At 72.8% G+C, this 16,370-nt stretch carries 17 protein-coding genes; 8 read left to right on the forward strand and 9 right to left on the reverse strand.

All coding sequences use genetic code 11. From position 1 onward, the window contains the following. Nucleotides 1–224: 224 nt before the first annotated feature. The 3 genes from ACH4VX_RS34365 (at nucleotide 225) to ACH4VX_RS34375 (ending at nucleotide 2,284) form a co-directional block, all read left to right on the forward strand. On the forward strand, nucleotides 225–506 hold the full coding sequence (locus ACH4VX_RS34365; RefSeq protein ID WP_398373104.1) for a CBS domain-containing protein: 282 nt from the start codon (nucleotides 225–227) through the stop codon (nucleotides 504–506). Nucleotides 507–1,063: 557 nt separating this feature from the next. Continuing rightward, on the forward strand, nucleotides 1,064–1,408 hold the full coding sequence (locus ACH4VX_RS34370) for a helix-turn-helix domain-containing protein (protein WP_398373106.1): 345 nt from the start codon (nucleotides 1,064–1,066) through the stop codon (nucleotides 1,406–1,408). A 219-nt stretch (nucleotides 1,409–1,627) separates the two neighbouring features. Further along, nucleotides 1,628–2,284 carry a DUF1326 domain-containing protein gene (locus tag ACH4VX_RS34375; protein ID WP_398373108.1) on the forward strand — a complete coding sequence of 219 codons (657 nt, stop codon included), beginning with the start codon at nucleotides 1,628–1,630 and terminating at the stop codon, nucleotides 2,282–2,284. A gap of 44 nt (nucleotides 2,285–2,328) precedes the next feature. Here the strand turns inward: ACH4VX_RS34375 and ACH4VX_RS34380 are convergent, their stop codons facing one another. From ACH4VX_RS34380 to ACH4VX_RS34390, 3 genes are all read right to left on the reverse strand, one after another. After that, nucleotides 2,329–3,165, reverse strand: coding sequence for a DUF2182 domain-containing protein (locus ACH4VX_RS34380; RefSeq protein ID WP_398373109.1), 837 nt, complete (start codon nucleotides 3,163–3,165; stop codon nucleotides 2,329–2,331). A gap of 348 nt (nucleotides 3,166–3,513) precedes the next feature. After that, nucleotides 3,514–4,713: an NAD(P)/FAD-dependent oxidoreductase gene (locus ACH4VX_RS34385; RefSeq protein WP_398373111.1), complete on the reverse strand. Its 1,200-nt coding sequence runs from the start codon at nucleotides 4,711–4,713 to the stop codon at nucleotides 3,514–3,516. A gap of 100 nt (nucleotides 4,714–4,813) precedes the next feature. After that, nucleotides 4,814–5,758, reverse strand: a complete 945-nt coding sequence (locus ACH4VX_RS34390) for an RNA polymerase sigma-70 factor (RefSeq protein ID WP_398373112.1) — start codon at nucleotides 5,756–5,758, stop codon at nucleotides 4,814–4,816. A 114-nt stretch (nucleotides 5,759–5,872) separates the two neighbouring features. Here ACH4VX_RS34390 and ACH4VX_RS34395 point away from each other — a divergent pair, with 114 nt between their 5' ends. Next, nucleotides 5,873–7,099, forward strand: a complete 1,227-nt coding sequence (locus ACH4VX_RS34395; protein ID WP_398373114.1) for an acyltransferase family protein — start codon at nucleotides 5,873–5,875, stop codon at nucleotides 7,097–7,099. 458 nt (nucleotides 7,100–7,557) lie between these two features. Here the strand turns inward: ACH4VX_RS34395 and ACH4VX_RS34400 are convergent, their stop codons facing one another. Both ACH4VX_RS34400 and ACH4VX_RS34405 read right to left on the reverse strand, forming a co-directional pair. After that, nucleotides 7,558–7,770, reverse strand: a complete 213-nt coding sequence (locus ACH4VX_RS34400; RefSeq protein ID WP_398373116.1) for a DUF4287 domain-containing protein — start codon at nucleotides 7,768–7,770, stop codon at nucleotides 7,558–7,560. Between the two features lie 58 nt (nucleotides 7,771–7,828). Then, on the reverse strand, nucleotides 7,829–8,497 hold the full coding sequence (locus ACH4VX_RS34405; RefSeq protein WP_398373118.1) for a DUF998 domain-containing protein: 669 nt from the start codon (nucleotides 8,495–8,497) through the stop codon (nucleotides 7,829–7,831). Between the two features lie 290 nt (nucleotides 8,498–8,787). Between ACH4VX_RS34405 and ACH4VX_RS34410 the strand changes: the two genes are divergently transcribed. After that, entirely contained in the window at nucleotides 8,788–10,365 is a 1,578-nt protein-coding gene (locus ACH4VX_RS34410; protein ID WP_398373119.1) for a carbohydrate-binding protein, read from the forward strand. Nucleotides 10,366–10,427: 62 nt separating this feature from the next. Here ACH4VX_RS34410 and ACH4VX_RS34415 read toward each other — a convergent pair whose 3' ends face one another. Next, on the reverse strand, nucleotides 10,428–11,576 hold the full coding sequence (locus ACH4VX_RS34415) for a sugar ABC transporter substrate-binding protein (protein ID WP_398373121.1): 1,149 nt from the start codon (nucleotides 11,574–11,576) through the stop codon (nucleotides 10,428–10,430). Nucleotides 11,577–11,810: 234 nt separating this feature from the next. Here ACH4VX_RS34415 and ACH4VX_RS34420 point away from each other — a divergent pair, with 234 nt between their 5' ends. Together ACH4VX_RS34420 and ACH4VX_RS34425 are read left to right on the forward strand one after the other, a co-directional pair. Further along, nucleotides 11,811–12,647 (forward strand): hypothetical protein, encoded by an 837-nt coding sequence (locus tag ACH4VX_RS34420; protein ID WP_398373123.1) that lies wholly within the window; start codon nucleotides 11,811–11,813, stop codon nucleotides 12,645–12,647. 74 nt (nucleotides 12,648–12,721) lie between these two features. Next, on the forward strand, nucleotides 12,722–13,042 hold the full coding sequence (locus ACH4VX_RS34425) for an antibiotic biosynthesis monooxygenase family protein (RefSeq protein ID WP_398373125.1): 321 nt from the start codon (nucleotides 12,722–12,724) through the stop codon (nucleotides 13,040–13,042). 22 nt (nucleotides 13,043–13,064) lie between these two features. On the opposite strand, the gene bla is transcribed toward ACH4VX_RS34425, so the two are convergent. The 3 genes from bla to ACH4VX_RS34440 all read right to left on the reverse strand — a co-directional run bounded on the left by bla (nucleotide 13,065) and on the right by ACH4VX_RS34440 (nucleotide 15,006). Next, nucleotides 13,065–13,985 (reverse strand): class A beta-lactamase, encoded by a 921-nt coding sequence (gene bla, locus ACH4VX_RS34430; RefSeq protein WP_398373127.1) that lies wholly within the window; start codon nucleotides 13,983–13,985, stop codon nucleotides 13,065–13,067. A gap of 197 nt (nucleotides 13,986–14,182) precedes the next feature. Continuing rightward, complete coding sequence (locus ACH4VX_RS34435; RefSeq protein ID WP_003969786.1) at nucleotides 14,183–14,386, reverse strand: cold-shock protein; 204 nt, start codon at nucleotides 14,384–14,386, stop codon at nucleotides 14,183–14,185. A gap of 239 nt (nucleotides 14,387–14,625) precedes the next feature. Further along, nucleotides 14,626–15,006, reverse strand: coding sequence for a MerR family transcriptional regulator (locus tag ACH4VX_RS34440; protein WP_398373129.1), 381 nt, complete (start codon nucleotides 15,004–15,006; stop codon nucleotides 14,626–14,628). 974 nt (nucleotides 15,007–15,980) lie between these two features. Here ACH4VX_RS34440 and ACH4VX_RS34445 point away from each other — a divergent pair. After that, a complete protein-coding gene (locus ACH4VX_RS34445) occupies nucleotides 15,981–16,352 on the forward strand; it encodes a DUF6479 family protein (RefSeq protein WP_398373130.1) in 372 nt (123 codons plus the stop codon). Nucleotides 16,353–16,370 lie beyond the last annotated feature (18 nt).

Consider the following 16,370-nt stretch of genomic DNA (forward strand, 5'->3'; position numbering starts at 1 on the left):
CTCAAGCCGGGCCCACTGGCCGTTCGTCAGATCCCCACGTCCCACGGGACATGATCATGAACGAACAAGATCCACTTTCGCAACAGACCCTAGGCCCGCTGCGGTCGCAGGCCCACCTCGCCGGCCGGAGGCACCCGCTCGGACGCGGCACCTCGGAGGAGATTCCTCCTCCGAGGTGCCGCGTCCGACGACGGGGACGCGTCCGGCCCCGGGTCCGTGACGACATGACGGCCGGGGTGGCGCTGTCCCTCATGGCCGGTGCCCGCGTCGATCACCTCGTCCTGTGCGACGAGGACGACCGGAGCACGGGCCTGACGGCCCCGGCCCGGCTCGCCGTTCTCCGCGGGAGCCCCGCCTGCACGGACCGGATCCGTCCGCGGGACGTCCCCGACGGGCCGTTCGCCCGGTCCGAGGCCGTCGGGGAGCCGGGACCGCGCCGGAGCGTGTCCGCACTCCGCTCCGGACACACCGGCACCACCGGGGGCACCGCCTCCCGGGACGTGTGAGAACAGGCGGAAGACCGCCACCAAGAGACACGAGGGCCCTGCCGACGCGCGTCGGCAGGGCCCTCGTCGTCGTTGTCGTCGTGTCCCCGCCCCGCCGTCCACGACGGCGCGCTCCCCCCGCTGTCGCGGACCACAAGGTATCTGCGGCACCTGCACGCCAAATTCTACTTTTGTCAGGGTAGACATTGCGGCGCAGTACGGTTAGCCTTCTTCTTGTCAACACGATCGAGCGAGACCCGGCAGACACGAACTGGCGGGTAGCAGTACCGCAGTACCCGTTCACCAAGTGGTTGGTTCGGAGGAAAGGACGGAGGAGCAGACGCCATCAGGATCGCCCGGCACCGAGAGACTCTCGGTCCGGGTACCGCAGGACCCCGGAACGGATGGTGGTCTTTGGTCACGCAACCGCGATCCCCGCACCCCCGCCCCCACCGGGCCGGACAGCGGAAACAGAAGGTCGGCACAGCATGAGGGCCGACAGATGGTGTTGAATTTCCTTCGGGGCCCTGGTGCCGTACGGCACCAGGGCCCCTCGACGCGTTGTACAACGAGGTGACATGGCAGCAGATACTCCACTCAGCGGTCGTCTGGACGACGACGACTACCCCGCATACACCATGGGCCGGGCCGCCGAAATGCTCGGCACCACCCCTGGTTTCCTCCGGGCCATCGGTGAGGCCCGTCTGATCACTCCGCTGCGTTCGGAGGGCGGACACCGCCGGTACTCCCGCTACCAACTGCGGGTCGCCGCTCGCGCCCGCGAGCTCGTCGACAGGGGAACCCCGATCGAGGCGGCCTGCCGCATCGTCATCCTCGAGGACCAACTCGAGGAAGCCCAGCGCATCAACGCCGAGTACCGCCGCGCCGCGGACAAGGCGTCCAACGGTGCCGGTCCGGGCTGACCGCGTGGGCGCGGTCCGGCCGGCTCGGACACGGTGCTCCGCCGCGAGCGGGCGTGCGGAGGGGTCTCGTGCGTGGGCACCGTCACGGCCGGGGTTCCCCTGCCCGGATGTGAGGTGCAAGCTGGACGGGAGGCCGCCTCGTCATCCCGGGCGCGGGTCCGGGACGCACGGCCCCGCCACTCCGAGTGGGCCCCCCGGGCCCGGCAGGAGGGAAGCGCGATGACAGAGCAGGTCACCACCGGTACGCGCTGGCACCTGGCCGGCGACTGGTTCGACGTGTGCAAGTGCGCCATACCGTGCCCCTGCACGTTCGCCCAGCCCCCGACCTACGGCGACTGCGAAGGCGTGCTGGTCTGGCACATCCGGGAAGGCAGCTTCGGCGACGTGCGGCTCGACGATCTCAACGTCCTGATGCTCGGCTCCTTCGTCGGCAACCCCTGGGCCGGCACGCACACCGACCCGTACGCCGCGGTCTTCCTCGACGAACGGGCCGACGAGCGGCAGCGCGCCGCGCTCGGGACCGTCTTCGGCGGGGAGGCGGGCGGATGGCCGGCGCAGTTCGGGGAGATGTTCCACCCCGAGATGCGCGGCATGGACTTCGCCCCCGTCCACGTCGAGATCGACGAGGACCTCGCCACCTGGCGGGCGGAGGTTCCCGGCCGGGTCACGGCCACCGCCGAGGCGCTCACCGGCCCGACGACGCCGGACGGCGCACGCGTCCAGGTCCACAACGCCCCGGGCGCCGAGGTCGGGCCCGGCCAGGTCGCCACCTGGGGACGGGCCACCACCGACCGGGCCGACGCGTTCGGCTTCTCCTGGGAACGCTCGGGGAAGTCGAGCAAACACTTCTCGTTCGACTGGAGCGGCCCGGGCTAGAGGGGCCGGAGGCCGCCCGCCGGTCGCGGTCGCTTCCGGATGCGTCACATGCCGTCCATCGACGGCATCGATTCCCGCAGCCCCGGCAGCAGCCAGTCCTGGAACGGCGCGAGCACGGCGAGCACGAGGAACGCCACGCCCGCGATCCGGGCGAGCAGCGGACCGCGGGACCACAGCTTCTCCACGAAGATCACCACGGTCAGTCCGGCCATCGCCGCCACGTTCATCACGCCGAGCGGGATCAGGACGACCATCAGTCCCGCGCAGCAGCCGACGCAGTAGGCGCCGTGATGGACGCCCACCCGGAGGTCGCGGGCCGGCTGCCGGAATCCGGCGTAACGCACCAGGTGGCCCATGGGATCGCGGCAGTGCCGCAGACAGACGTTCTTGAGGGGGCCGAGCTGATACAGGCCCGCGAGCAGGAAGGCCACGGCGCCGATCCAGCGTCCGGCGGTCGGACGGCCGTCCACCAGGCCGCCGGTGAGGGCCAGGGCCGCGTAGGCGAGCAGTCCGAAGGCGGTCCACACCAACAGGTACCCGCCCACGAACTCGACGGTGCGCACGGTCCGTCGCCGGCCGGAGGACTGCCGGCCGATCCCCCGCACCCAGGTGAGGGCCACCGGCGCCATGGACGGCAGCATCATGGCCGCCGTCATCGTCACCCACAGCAGCAGGAACAGCGGCAGCGCCATCCCCATCGTGCCGGGCGCGACCCCCATGTCCCGGGCCTGTCCGATCGTCAGTGCCCAGGCGGGCACCGCGATCAGGACGACCACGGACCAGGCGGCCGCGAGATCCCGGGCCGGCAGCAGGCCGCCGCCCGCTCCGGTCGGCGCGGGCGACCGGGCGGATGCGAGAGCGGAAGTCCGGCTGTGACGCATCGGCGTGTACTCCTGCGACTGATTTCCAGGACAGCACGCATCCGTCAGCGGCGCGACCCCACTCCGCGAGCCCGGGCAGCCGGCGTCCGGAAGGTGGACACCGATGCGCTGCCCCCGGACGCGTACCGCGCCCGGCGCGCGACGCGGCGGGCGCCGGCCGACGGCCCGTGCCACGAGCCCGACGAGTGCTCCGGCCGCCACGACCACGGGGAGCGGGAGGCCGGGTCCGAACCCGCCGTCCGGTGCCGGACGGCGTACGGGGTACGTCGTCTCCGGCCGTTCCCCGGTGCCGGCGGGCCTTCGTACGGGGCGTCCCGCCTGCGGCCTGCGCGCGCGGCCGGGTGCGCGTCAGGCCGCGGCCCTGACCGTCGGATCCGGGGCGGCCGGCTCGCGGAGCACGCCCCGGGTGCGGGTCGGGATGCCGAGGGTCGGGTTGGCCACGCCCCAGGCCGCGCCCCTGCAGACCAGTTCCTTGTAGAGGGCGGCGAGGCGCCCGGTCAGAGCCGCGCCGACGGCGCGGTCGTCGGCGGTGACGTACTGGATCAGGCCCTCCTTGCGGCCCAGCGAGATGCACTGGTTGAAGTAGCGCAGCGGCGCGTCGGGGAGCTTGCCGCCGGTCAGGCGGGCCGCGATGGCGTCGGCGGCCTGCCAGGCGGTGGGAACACCCGAGGCGCACGACATCCGCAGCGGCTTGTCGCCGGGGCCCTGCACCAGCGCCGCGTCGCCGATGGCGTACACATCCGGGTGCGATACGGAGCGCATGGTGCCGTCGACCACGATCCGGCCGGTGCCGGTGGTCTCCAGGGTGGTGGCCCCGGCGAGCGGATGGACGGCGAAGCCGGTGGTCCACAGGGTGACCGCGGCCGGAAGGGAGCGGCCGTCGGCGGTGGTGACGTGGTCGGCGCCGACGGTGGTGACGGACGCCTGCTCGTGCACGGTGATGCCGAGCTTGTCGACGACCTTGCGCAGGTGCCGGCGGCCCTTGGCGGAGAGCCAGTCGCCGAGATCGCCGCGGGCGGCGAGGGAGACGTCGAGGTCCGGACGTGCCTCGGCGATCTCGGTCGCGGCCTCCAGGCCGGTGAGTCCGCCGCCGACCACGACCACGGACCGCCCCGCGTCCAGGCCGGCCAGGCGCTCGCGCAGGCGGAGGGCTCCGGAGCGACTGGCGATCTCGTGGGCGTGTTCGGCGGTGCCGGGGACGCCCTGGGTGTCCCAGCCGCTGCCGAGGGCGTACACGAGGGTGTCGTACGTCAGTTGCCCGGTCCCCCCGGTGTCATCGGTGACGGTGACCGTCCTGCGGTCGGCGTCCACGCCCGTCACCGTCGCCTGCCGCAGTTCCACACCGGTGCCCGCGAACATCTCGCTGAAGGGGCGGGGCCTGAGCTCCTGTCCCACCGCGAGCTGGTGCATCCTGACGCGCTCGACGAAGTCGGGCTCGGCGTTGACGAGGGTGATGGCGACGTCTTCGCGGCGCAGCCGCCTGGCCAGGCGGCCGGCGGCGATGGCTCCGGCGTATCCGGCTCCGAGGACGATGATGCGGTGCTGCATTTCCCTGCTCCTGTCGTCGGCTCTTCGGCGGGTCGCCCCTTGAACCGGGCGGCCCGCCGTTTCCTGACAGGAGCGGGGCGTGGTGTGGGTCACATGGCGGTCAGAAGACGGTGAGCAGGGGGTCGCCGTGGTCGGCGGCCGCCCAGAGCCGGGTCGCGCGTTCCAGCTTGTCGGGGTTCACCTGGCTGCGGATCGCGGTGATGCCCTCGGGGGTGACCGCGAAGCACATGACGCCGACGACCCGGCCGTCGAGGACCACCACGAGGGCGGGGTCGCCGTTGGCGGTCGTGGCGTGGACGCCGGGCGAGCCGCCCACGATGTCGCGCTTGGCCTTGCCCGGCTTGAACAGGCCCCGCACGAACGTCGCGACCGCGAGCGCGCCCTCGAACGCCTTGGCGCGGGCCGGGACCCTTCCGCCGCCGTCGCCGACCGCGACGGCGTCCTGCGTGAGCAGCCGTACGAGCGGCTCGGTCCGGCCGCTGGTGGCGGCCGCGAGGAACTCGTCGACGATCCGCCGGGCGGCGGCCTCGTCGATCTCGGCGCGCGCCTTGCCCTGAGCGACGTGCTTCCTGGCCCGGTGGAAGATCTGCTGGCTGGCGGCCTCGGTGAGGTCGAGGATCGCGGCGATCTCCCGGTGCGGATAGTCGAAGGCCTCCCGCAGCACGTACACCGCCCGCTCGTTGGGGGAGAGACGTTCCAGCAGGGTGAGGACGGCGTACGAGACCGACTCGCGCTGTTCGGCGGTGTCGGCGGGGCCGAGCATCCGGTCGCCGGCGAGCAGCGGCTCGGGGAGCCACTCGCCCACGTAGGTCTCGCGCCGGGCGCGGGCCGAGGTGAGCTGGTTGAGGCACAGGTTGGTGAGCACCTTCGTCAGCCAGGCCTCGGGGACCTCGATGCGGCCGGTGTCGGCGGCCTGCCAGCGCAGGAACGTCTCCTGCACGGCGTCCTCGGCCTCGCTCGCGGAGCCGAGGAGGCGGTAACCGATGGCCTCCAGCCGCGGCCGGAATGCCTCGAACCGATCCACGTCCCTCACGCTCAGCGCCATGCCCCGGATCGTAGCTCCCGCCGCCGATCACCCCGTTCAGGCATGCGTCCGTGGTTTCGGGACAGGCGCACCGGGTTACCCCATGTAGTCGGCAGGCGGGAAGCGATCTCGTTCATGGCTCAGGAAGCGGGCTCGGCGACAGCAGAGGATTCCGGACTCGACACGAGAAAGGCGGAGCCGCACGGCTCCGGCGGACCCGCCCCGCCGACGGGGCGCGGCTTCCCGTCCGCGGTGGCGCGCAGCGGCCGGGTGAACGGCCTGGACGGACTGCGGACGGTGGCGGTCGCACTGGTGCTCGTCTACCACGTGGCGCCGGACGTGCTGCCGGGCGGCTCGGTCGCCGTGGACGTCTTCTTCACCATCAGTGGTTTCGTCATCACCCGGCTGCTGCTCGCCGAGTACACCCGCACCGGCGGCGTCGCCCTGCTGCCCTTCTACCGGCGGCGCTGGCTGCGGCTCGTCCCCGCGCTGCTGGCCCTCTGCGCGGTCTGCGCGGTCCTGTCGGTGACCACCCCGCTGTGGGGCTTCGACGGCTCCCTGCAGGCGGCGGGGCTGTCGGCGCTGTTCCTGGTCAACGTCGTACGGGCCGCGGACTCCGGGCCGTACGACGACCTGATGGGGCCGCTCGCGCACACCTGGTCGCTGGGGGTGGAGGAGCAGTTCTATCTGCTCTGGCCGCTCGTGCTGCCGGCGCTGCTGCGGTCCGTCCGGCCGCGCACGGTGCTGCTCTGCACGGCGGCCCTGTGCGCGCTGCCCGTGCTGTGGCGCTGCGCCCTGTGGCACCCGGACGCGGCCCACCGCATCTACAACGGCACCGACACCCGCGCCGACCAGCTGCTGGCCGGCGCCCTCGTCGCCGTGGCCCTCGCCCGGCTGCGCGCCGACGACCCCCGGCTGGCGGTGCTGCGCACCTGGGCGGGCCGGCTGGCCTGGCCGGCGCTGGGGGCGCTGGCGCTGGTGGCCTGGCGGATGCCGGTGACCGCCGACGCCGGTCCTTGGACGGCCGCCTGGTACACCGTCGGGTTCCTGCTGGTGGCGGTCCTGTCCGCCACCTTGGTCGCGGCCCTCGAACTGTGCCCCGGCAAAGGGCTCTCCCGGCTGCTCTCGCTCACGCCGCTGACCTGGGTGGGCCGCAACCTGAGCTACGGCATCTACCTGTGGCACTACCCCGTCGTACGGCTGCTGGCCTCCCTCGGCATGAGGGACGGCCTCCTGCCGGCCACGGCCCTGCTGACCGTCCTGATGGCCCTGCTGTCGTACTACGCCGTCGAGGCACCGCTCCTGCGCCGGGCCAGGCGCCCCGTGCCGGGAACCGCCGCGGCCCGGCAGCCCGCGGCTTAGGGGTGCGACAACCCGGGGGCGTGGCCCCGAACCGCACCGAGGGCTTTTCAGGATGTGGTGCGGTGCGGCCGCCGGCCGAGCGGTACGCCACGGCCTTCTCCTGCCACGACAGGGAGGAGCCGAACATGCTCCTCCCTGCCGACGTCACCCCGTGCCTGCCGCCGTACACCCACCGGATGCGCGGAGTTCGCGGCATCCGGGCCCGGCCGACCGGGCCGGCGGTCGGATGCCGGGGGTCCCGCCCGATCCCGACGGTGGCCAACGGCTCCCCCGCGTCCGGCCGGTACCGTCCCCGTACGGACCGGACCGGCTACGAGCCCTGGGCCCCTCAGGTCGTCGAGTTCTCCGGCGACCGCATCACGGGCATCACGGCCTTCCGTGACACCGAGCGGCTCTTTCCGCTCTTCGGCCTGCCGGACCACGTGGGCGCGGGCGCCTGGCCCGCCGCCCGCGCCCGGTCACCTGCCGCTGTCCTCGGCCAGTGTGTGGGCGACCAGGGCGTTGGCATGGCCGTGGCCCAGTCCGTGCTCGGCCTTGAGCCAGTTGACGAGCTCCATGTGCTTGGTGAGCGGGGAGGAGCGGATGAGCTCCTTCCACTCGGCGACGGGCCGGCCGTACTTCTTCTCGATGGAGGGGAAGTAGCTGGCAGGGCCCTTCACCGCGTCGGTCATGGGGTGCTCCCGTCTCGTGTCGGAAAGATCTCGATGAGGTCGATGGTGCGGCAGCCGGCTAGCGGTTCGCCGGGGTGGTGGCCAGCCGGGCCGTCAGCGCGGTCAGCCAGAGCAGGCCGATACCCGCGCCCGCGGTGAACGCCAGGACGGAGGCGGCGGAGCCGGCGAATCCGGCGAGGACGGCGACGGGCACGAGGCGGGAGGCGACGGCCCAGCCCCGGTGGCCGCGGCCGGCGAGCGGGCGGGCCAGGACGACGAACGCGGCGCACAGGGCGAGGTAACCGGCCGTCCCGGCGAGCATGTGGGCGGCTCCGTGTCCGCTCAGCGTGGTCGTGTCGGGGGAGCCGACGGGGAAGCCCGCACCTGCGTCGGCGGGAAAGGCCGCGGCGGCCCAGAACGAGGCACCGCACACACCGACCAGCACGGGGCCCCGGGCCGCGCCCGCACCGCCGCCCAGCGTCCGGCGCAGACCGGCGGCCCCGGCGATGAGCAAGGCCCCGGCGAGCAGGAAGTTCACCGTCTGGATCCAGCCCGCCTCGCCGAGGGCGAGCTGGCTGATCGCGTGACGGGTGAAGTCGAAGCCTTCCCGCGCGAAGCCCTGGGCGAGACCGGCCGTGAGGAACAGCGGGCCCGCCAGCATGCCGCCGGCCACGGCCCACCGTGCCGCCGGACGCGACGCGGGTGAAACGGGGACGACGGAGTGGGGTGCGCCGAGCGTGTGGCTCATGACCGGGCCTTCCTTGCGTCGGTGTTGTCGTGTGTACGACCAACGGCAGGGGATGAAGTCATCGCTCCGGCCGGTGTGTGCTGTGTCACAAGATTTCGGGGCGATCCCACCGGTCCGCGCGGGGGTGGCGCCACGGCCCGGTTATTCATGGATGTGAACCTGATTCAACGTCAAGGCTCTTGACGTGCCCACGGCAGCCCCTTACGGTCCCGGAAAGCGCTTTCTCCGTTCACACACTCGAACGCACCGACGAACTCGTCCCACCAGCCGACCGAACCTGGAGACGAACGATGCACTTGAGACCCGCCCTCGCCTGCGCCGGCCTGCTGGCCGGCACACTCGTCGCGTTGTCCGGCAACCCCGCACAGGCCGCCACCGTGCGGTACGAGGCCGAAGGGTCCTCGGCGGTCTGCACCGGCGCCATCGAGACCGAGTGGTCCGGATACTCCGGCAGCGGCTTCTGCAACGGCACCAACGGCACCGGCGGCTACGTCCAGTTCACCGTCGGCGCCTCCGCCGCCGAGACGGCGACGCTCCGGGTGCGCTTCGCCAACGGCAGCGGCAGCGCACGCGCCGCGAACATCGTGGTGAACGGCAGCACGGTCGCCTCCGCCTCCTTCGAGGCCACCGGCGACTGGACGGGCTGGACGACGAAGACGCTCACCGTGCCGGTGCGCTCGGGCAGCAACACCGTCCGGCTCGGCCCGACGTCGTCCGCCGGACTGCCCAACATCGACTACATCGACGTGGAGACGAGCGGCGACACGACCACCCCGCCGCCCGCCTCCGCCCTCTACGTGGCACCGGGCGGCAGCGCCGGCGCGTCCGGCACCCAGTCCGACCCGACGACACTCACCTCCGCGATCGACCGCATCACCCCCGGCGGCACGATCTACCTGCGCGGCGGCACCTACAACCACTCCCAGACGGTCACCATCCCCGCGGGCAACAACGGCACCTCGGGCGACCGCACCGAGCTCACCGCCTACCCGGGCGAGACGCCCGTACTGAACTTCTCCGCACAGAGCGAGAGTTCGTCCAACCGCGGGCTCGCCGTGAACGGGTCGTACTGGCACGTCAAGGGGATCGTCGTCGAACGCGCCGGGGACAACGGCATCTTCGTCGGCGGCAGCAACAACGTCTTCGAGCGCACGGTGACCCGCTACAACCGCGACACCGGTCTCCAGCTCTCCCGGATGACCTCCGACACGCCCCGCGACCAGTGGCCCTCAAACAACCTCGTCCTGAGCGCCGAGTCGCACGACAACGCCGACTCCGACGGCGAGGACGCCGACGGCTTCGCCGCCAAACTCACCTCCGGGCCCGGCAACGTCTTCCGCTACGCCGTCGCCCACAACAACATCGACGACGGCTGGGACCTCTACACCAAGGACGACACCGGCGCGATCGGCGCGGTCACCATCGAGGACTCCCTCGCCTACGAGAACGGCACCCTCAGCAACGGCGGCCAGGCCGGAAACGGCGACCGCAACGGCTACAAGCTCGGCGGCGAGGACATCGCGGTCAACCACGTCGTCCGGCGCAGCATCGCCTACGACAACGGCAAGCACGGGTTCACGTACAACAGCAACCCGGGCTCGATGACCGTCTCCGACAACGTCAGCATCGACAACGCCGAGCGCAACTTCAACTTCGACGCGGGCACGTCGGTGTTCCGCAACAACACCTCGTGCCGCGGCGACGACGGGACGAACGACCGGATCGTGGGCAGCGCCGACAGCTCGAACCAGTTCTGGTCCGGCTCCAACGGATCCCGGTGCGCCGGCTACTCCGGCGCCCTGGACTGGTCCTTCGCCTCGGACGGCCGCCTGGTCGTCGGCTTCGGCGGCAACACCGTGACTCCGTAGGGGAGGTGAGCAGTGGCCGGCCCTCCCGGTTCCTCCGGGAGGGCCGGCCGCCGTCCCGCTTCCTACGACGTCAGACCGATCTCCGCGCAGTCCGCCGCGTACGCCCCGGCGCAGATGTCCTCGACGGTGTAGACACCGTCCTGGACCACCGTGGCCTCGATGTTCTCCCTCGTGAGGGCGACCACCGGGACCAGCATCGCCGGGATGTCCTTGCGCGTCGGGCTGTCGACCACGTCACGCGCCAGCGCGTCGAACTGGATCGACCTCTCCTGCACCTTGGCCACCGCCATGTCCGCCGCCCCCGTCGCCTCCAGCAGGAACGACTTGTACACCGTCATGTACTGCGTGCCCGACACGACCCGGCGCACCGCCGCCAGATCGGCGTCCTGCCCGGTCACCGGCGGAAGATCGGTGACCCCCGCGTCCTGAAGCACCTCGATGACGGCGCCGGCCATGCCGTCGTTCGCCGAGTAGACGGCGGCGATGTTCCCGACGCCGACCTCCTTCACCGCCTCGCGCATGTTCTCCGCGGCGACCTCGGGCAGCCACTTCCTGGTGTCGTACGACTTGGCGATGTCCACATGGCCGTCCAGTTCGCCGAGCGCGCCCTCCCGGAACAGCGCCGTGTTCGGGTCGGTGGGCGCGCCGTTCATCATGACGACCTTGCTGTTCTCGGCGTCCTCGCCGAGCGCGTTCACGAGGGCGCGGCCCTGCACCTGGCCGACGAGTTCGTTGTCGTGGGAGACGTACGCGTCGATCGGGCCCTCGGCGAGACGGTCGTAGGCGATGACGGGTATGCCCGCCTCCTTCGCCCTCTCCACGTCCGGCGCGACGGCCTTGGAGTCCACCGCGTCCACCACGATCACGTCGACCTCGTCGGCGACCATCTTCCGGAACTGCTCGCTCTGCTTGTCCTTGCTGCCCTCGGCGTTGGCGTAGACGACCTTGCCCTGCTTGTTGGTGAGGGACGAGACGCGGTCCCGGATGAGGGGGTGGTCGAACTTCTCGAAGCGTGCCGTGTCCTTGTCGGGCAGCAGCAGGCCCACGGTGATGTCGTAGCTCCTGCCCGGCGACGCGGACCCGTCGTCACCGCCCACCGCGCCGACGACGCCGCACGCGGTGAGCGACAGGACCGACAGGCCGGCGGTCAGGAGCAGGACGGGGCGACGTACGGAGGCGGCGCGGGTGCGGGGGGTGGTACGGGGGTTCACGTGTGGTGCCTTCCGGGCGGGTGCGGCGGGGCGACCATGTGACTGTGTCCGTTGTGCGGTGGTGCGACATGCATGCTCACGGCACTCTCGCGGGCTGTGCGGAGAATGTGCGCAGGAGCGGCACACAGGCTGCACACAGTGGGCCGAGGGCGTCGTTAGCGTGGCTGTCCCCTGCTCCGGACCGGTCGCCCCGACGGGCCTCGGAGTCGGCACGCCAACTCAGGAAGACAGCGGATGGACTACTGCTCCACATGTCGCCGGCATCTGAACGGCGCCCTGGTCTGCCCGGGCTGCGGTGCCTACGCCCCCGACATCGCGCCCGCCGTCATCGGCGGCCGTACCGTCCCCGGGACGGCGACGGCCGCCGCGCCCTGTGCCGTCGTCACTCCCCCGGCCCCGCGGCCGGCCTCCATATCCGCCTCCGCCTCCGCCTCCACCTCCACGGGCACGGGCCGGGCAGCGCGGCGGCGGCAGCTGGCCCGCTGGAAGAAGACCCAGCGGCGGGCCCTGGTCGCGACGGCCGTGGCCCTCGTCGGCGGCGGGCTGACCCTCGCCTCCGTGGACCGGGGCGGCACGGACAGCGCCCGGGCCGCCACGGCACCCAATCTCAGGGGCATGGGCGGCGCGGAGCACCCCGCGGACCAGTACGACGACCCGGACGCCCCGGCCACCCCCTCCCCGGACCGTACGGAGCAGTCGCCCCCGACCGACGACCGGCGCGGGCGGACGGCCACCGAAGCCACGCCGGCGGTGACCACCCCGTCGGACACCCGCACGGACGGCGCCGCCGCCCCGGACACGGCGGTGCCGTCGCAGCCGCGTACGACCTCCCCGGACCCCGTCTCCCGCTCCGGCTCGCGCTCGGCCACAGGGGCGGACACGGGATCGGCACCGGAATCCGTGCCGGGCTCCGGCTCCGGCACGGCCACGCAGCCGGTGTCGCCGCCCCCGGCCGCCGGCGGCACCGGCCAGGGTGACGGCTCCCGGCCCACCCCCTCCGCTCCTTCCACGCCGCCGGCGGCAGAGCCGGACTCCTCCCGGCTCTGCCTCCTGGTGATCTGCCTCGGCTGACCTCCTGCTGGGGCGGACGCGCCCGCACGGGCCCCGCCACGTGTCCCGGGCCGGCCCTGCGGAACAATCGGGACATGAGCATCGTCAAGATCAACGTACTCACGGTTCCGGCGGAGCAGCGCGAGACGCTGGAGCAGCGGTTCGCCGCGCGGGCGGGGGCGGTGGAGGGTTCGGACGGGTTCGAGTGGTTCGAGCTGCTGCGTCCGGTGGAGGGCACCGACACCTACCTCGTCTACACCCGCTGGCGGACCGAGGAGGACTTCCAGCGCTGGATGGCCGGCCGTGCCCAGGCCGCCCACGGCGGGGCCCAGGGCGAGAAGCCCCGTCCTGCGGCCACGGACGCCACGTTGTGGTCCTTCGAGGTGGTCCAGCAGGCCGCGCCCAAGCAGGGCTGACGCCGAAGCCGCCGCCCCCGGCTCAGACGAGGGCGGCGAGTACGCGGCGGGTCGCCTCGGCGACCAGGGCGTCACTGGGGGCGGCCCCGCGGCCGGGCCGCTCGGTCAGGACGGCGATCACCAGCGGGGCGCCGCGCGGCGGCCAGAGCACGGCGACGTCGTTGGCCCGGCCCCACTCCCCGGTGCCGGTCTTGTCACCCACCTTCCAGTCCCGGGGGGCACCCGCCCGGACGCGCCGGCCGCCGGTGGTGTTGCGGACCAGCCAGTCCTTCAGCAGGGCCCGCTTCGCGGCCGGCAGGGCGTCGCCGAGGACGAGGGCGCGGTAGTCGGCGGTGACGGCCCGGGGGGTCGTGGTGTCGCGCGGGTCCCCCGGCGGGTCGCCGTTCAGCTCGGGCTCGCCGTGGTCGAGCCGGCTCACCCGGTCGCCGAGTCCGCGCAGGTGGGCGGTGAGTGCGTGCGGGCCGCCGAGTTCGCGCAGCAGCAGGTTGGCGGCCGTGTTGTCGCTGTACCGTACGGCCGCGTCGCAGAGGTCGCGGAGGGTCATGCCGGTCCCGACGTGCTTCTCCGTCACCGGTGAGCCGACGACGAGGTCGGCCCGGCCGTAGGTGACGCGCCGGTCCAGGCGGGCGACCGGGTGACGGTCCAGGATCGCGGCCGCGGCGAGTGTCTTGAAGGTGGAGCAGAACGCGAAGCGTTCGTCGGCGCGGTGGGCCACGGTGGCGCCGGTCCCGGTCGCGAGGGCGTACACCCCGAGACGGGCGTCGTACTCGCGTTCGAGGTCGGTGAGGCTCCGGGGGTCCACCGGCGCAGGCGTGGGGGTGCGGCCGGGTGTCGGCGGGCCGGCCCGGCCGCGCTCGGGCGCCGGGGTGCCGGTGGCGCAGCCGGCCACGGGGGCGAGAGTCGTGGCCAGCAGTAACGCGCGGCGGGAAGGGGGTGCGGTCACGGGATTCCCTCTTCCAGGTGGAGCCGGGCACGCGGGTGCCGGAGACGGCACGGCCGCGGATCGCGGTGGACGCGCGGCGGGCGAAAGGGCCGCGGTCACGTCGGTCCCGCGCGAAATGCGGGCGGGAAGGGACGGGGAACGAAGAGCAGGGGCCCGCACCGAAGTGCGAACCCCTGCTCTTGAATCCCTGCGTACGATCAGGCGGGGACGATGTTCTCCGCCTGCGGGCCCTTCTGGCCCTGCGTGACGTCGAAGCTCACCTTCTGGCCTTCCTGAAGCTCACGGAAGCCCGAGGTGGCAATGTTCGAGTAGTGCGCGAAGACGTCGGCGCCGCCGCCGTCCTGCTCGATGAAGCCGAAGCCCTTTTCCGAGTTGAACCACTTCACCGTACCGGTGGCCATATCAATTCTCCTGAGACAGTGCTGGGACCCGCACTTTACGAATCCCTTCATCGTCGCGATGATCACCTGCCCGGAGACCCGGTAGCAAACTGGCAACCACAACTGCAACTGACGTCAGCCTAGCATGAATGGCGCCAGCGGCAAGCGAGGAAAATCACTGGAATAAAGCCCCGCATGGTGTTTAGGGAAAGAGATTTCTTCAGCGGGAGCGGAAATTCTGCTCTGGCGGGAACAGGTTTTCATCGGTGTCCCCGGACCGCGCCCGCGTCCCGTCGGCGCAGCTCCTCATTGGCCCGTTCGGCCTGCTCCAACCGCTCCTCGAGGCTGACGATGCGGCACGCGGCGTCGACCGGTGTCCCCTGGTCGACCAGCTCGCGGGCCCGGAGGGCCAGTCTCAGCTGGTGGCGCGAGTAGCGGCGGTGGCCGCCCTCCGAACGCGTCGGGGCGATCAGCCGCGCCTCGTCCATGGCGCGGAGGAAAGCGGGTGTGGCTCCGACCAGCTCGGCGGCCCTGCCCATGGTGTAGGCCGGGAAGTGGTCGTCGTCGAGCCGGTCGGCGACGGGGAGCCGGTCCCGGACCGGCTGCCGGCCGTCGGCGTACGGCTGACCTTCCGAGGGCATACGCGCCTTTCCGCGGACCACGGTGGGCACGGTCCGCCACGGGGACGGGTTCCCCACGGGGAAACTCTAGTCGGCCCGACGGAAAAACTGCTGTGGCGACGACAGAAGTCCTGCATCCGTCCTGCGGTGGGATTCCGTGCGGCCGCCACGCGTCGTCCGGGCGGAGACGGTGCGGGCCCGTGTCGCCGAGAACGCCACCGGGTCCGGCGGACCGAGATCCGGCAGGGGTAGGGGCCCGGCGAGGCAGGGACCCACCGGGGTGGGGGCCCGGCGAGGCCGAGATCCGGCAGGGGCGGGGGTCCGGCGGGGCTGAGATCCGGCAAGGGGAGGGGCCCGGCGGGGCAGGAACCCGCCGGGGTGGGGGGCCCGGCGAGGCCGGAGCCCGCCGGGGTGGGGGGCCCGGCGAGGCCGAGATCCGCCGGGGTGGGGACCCGGCGAGGCCGAGATCCGCCGGGGCCGGGGCCCGCCGAGGCCGAGATCCGGCAGGGCCGGAGCCCGCCGAGGCCGAGATCCGGCAGGGCCGGAGCCCGCCGAGGCTGGGATCCGGCAGGGCTGGGATCCAGGCGCGTTCGCCGGCCGTCGTCGTGTCCGTCGGCCGGTCGCGGAGGACCGCGTCGACGAGGGCGGCGCGGGCGGGGAAGCACCGGTGGAGCGCCGCGGCGCCGGCCCGGCGGGCGACGACGGCCGGCGGAGCGTCGAGCTCCTGCCCGGCGAGGACCGCGTGGACCGCCGGCGGCCGGGGTGGCGGGACGCTGTCGCCGCCGGGCGGGACCCGCGGAGGCAGGAAGGCCGGGGCCGGGCCCCGAGCTGCACACGTGGGGACGCGACGGCCCGTCCCGGCCTTCCTCTGGCCGCAATCTGCCACGCCCCGGGGGCGGCCGCCCGCCGGGACGGGCCACGAGCGTGACAAGGCCGGACCGCCCACCCGGGCATTCCGGGCGCTTTATCCCATTTGTTCGGCCATACTCGGAAGCATGGACACGGCAACGTATGTAGTTCTGGCCTCCAGTACGCACAGGTGGGCCGTCTTCGCGGCCTTCATCGGCGGGCTGATCGTGGCCGGCGCGCTGGTCTGGGCCGTACGTGTCGGAATGCGGTACATGGACCAGGAGGAGCCCCGCCCCACCGCGGAGGACCAGCCGAGGCTGCCGGACGGCGGCGCGGTCCGCGAGATGCGGGAGATCCGGGAGCCGGACGAGATGCCGGACATGTCGAGAACCGGCTCCCGGCTCATGCCCTACGAACTCCATCACTCCGCGACCAGGACGGGCACGGACCAGAAACGCAAGCGCTGGCTGCCCGGCTCCAGCGGCTCCTTCGGCAGCGGGGGCCCCGGGCACGTGTGACCCGGCCGGGCGGGGCGC

Source organism: Streptomyces sp. NPDC020731 (assembly GCF_044334705.1).
In the GTDB taxonomy this organism is placed as follows: Bacteria; Actinomycetota; Actinomycetes; order Streptomycetales; family Streptomycetaceae; genus Streptomyces.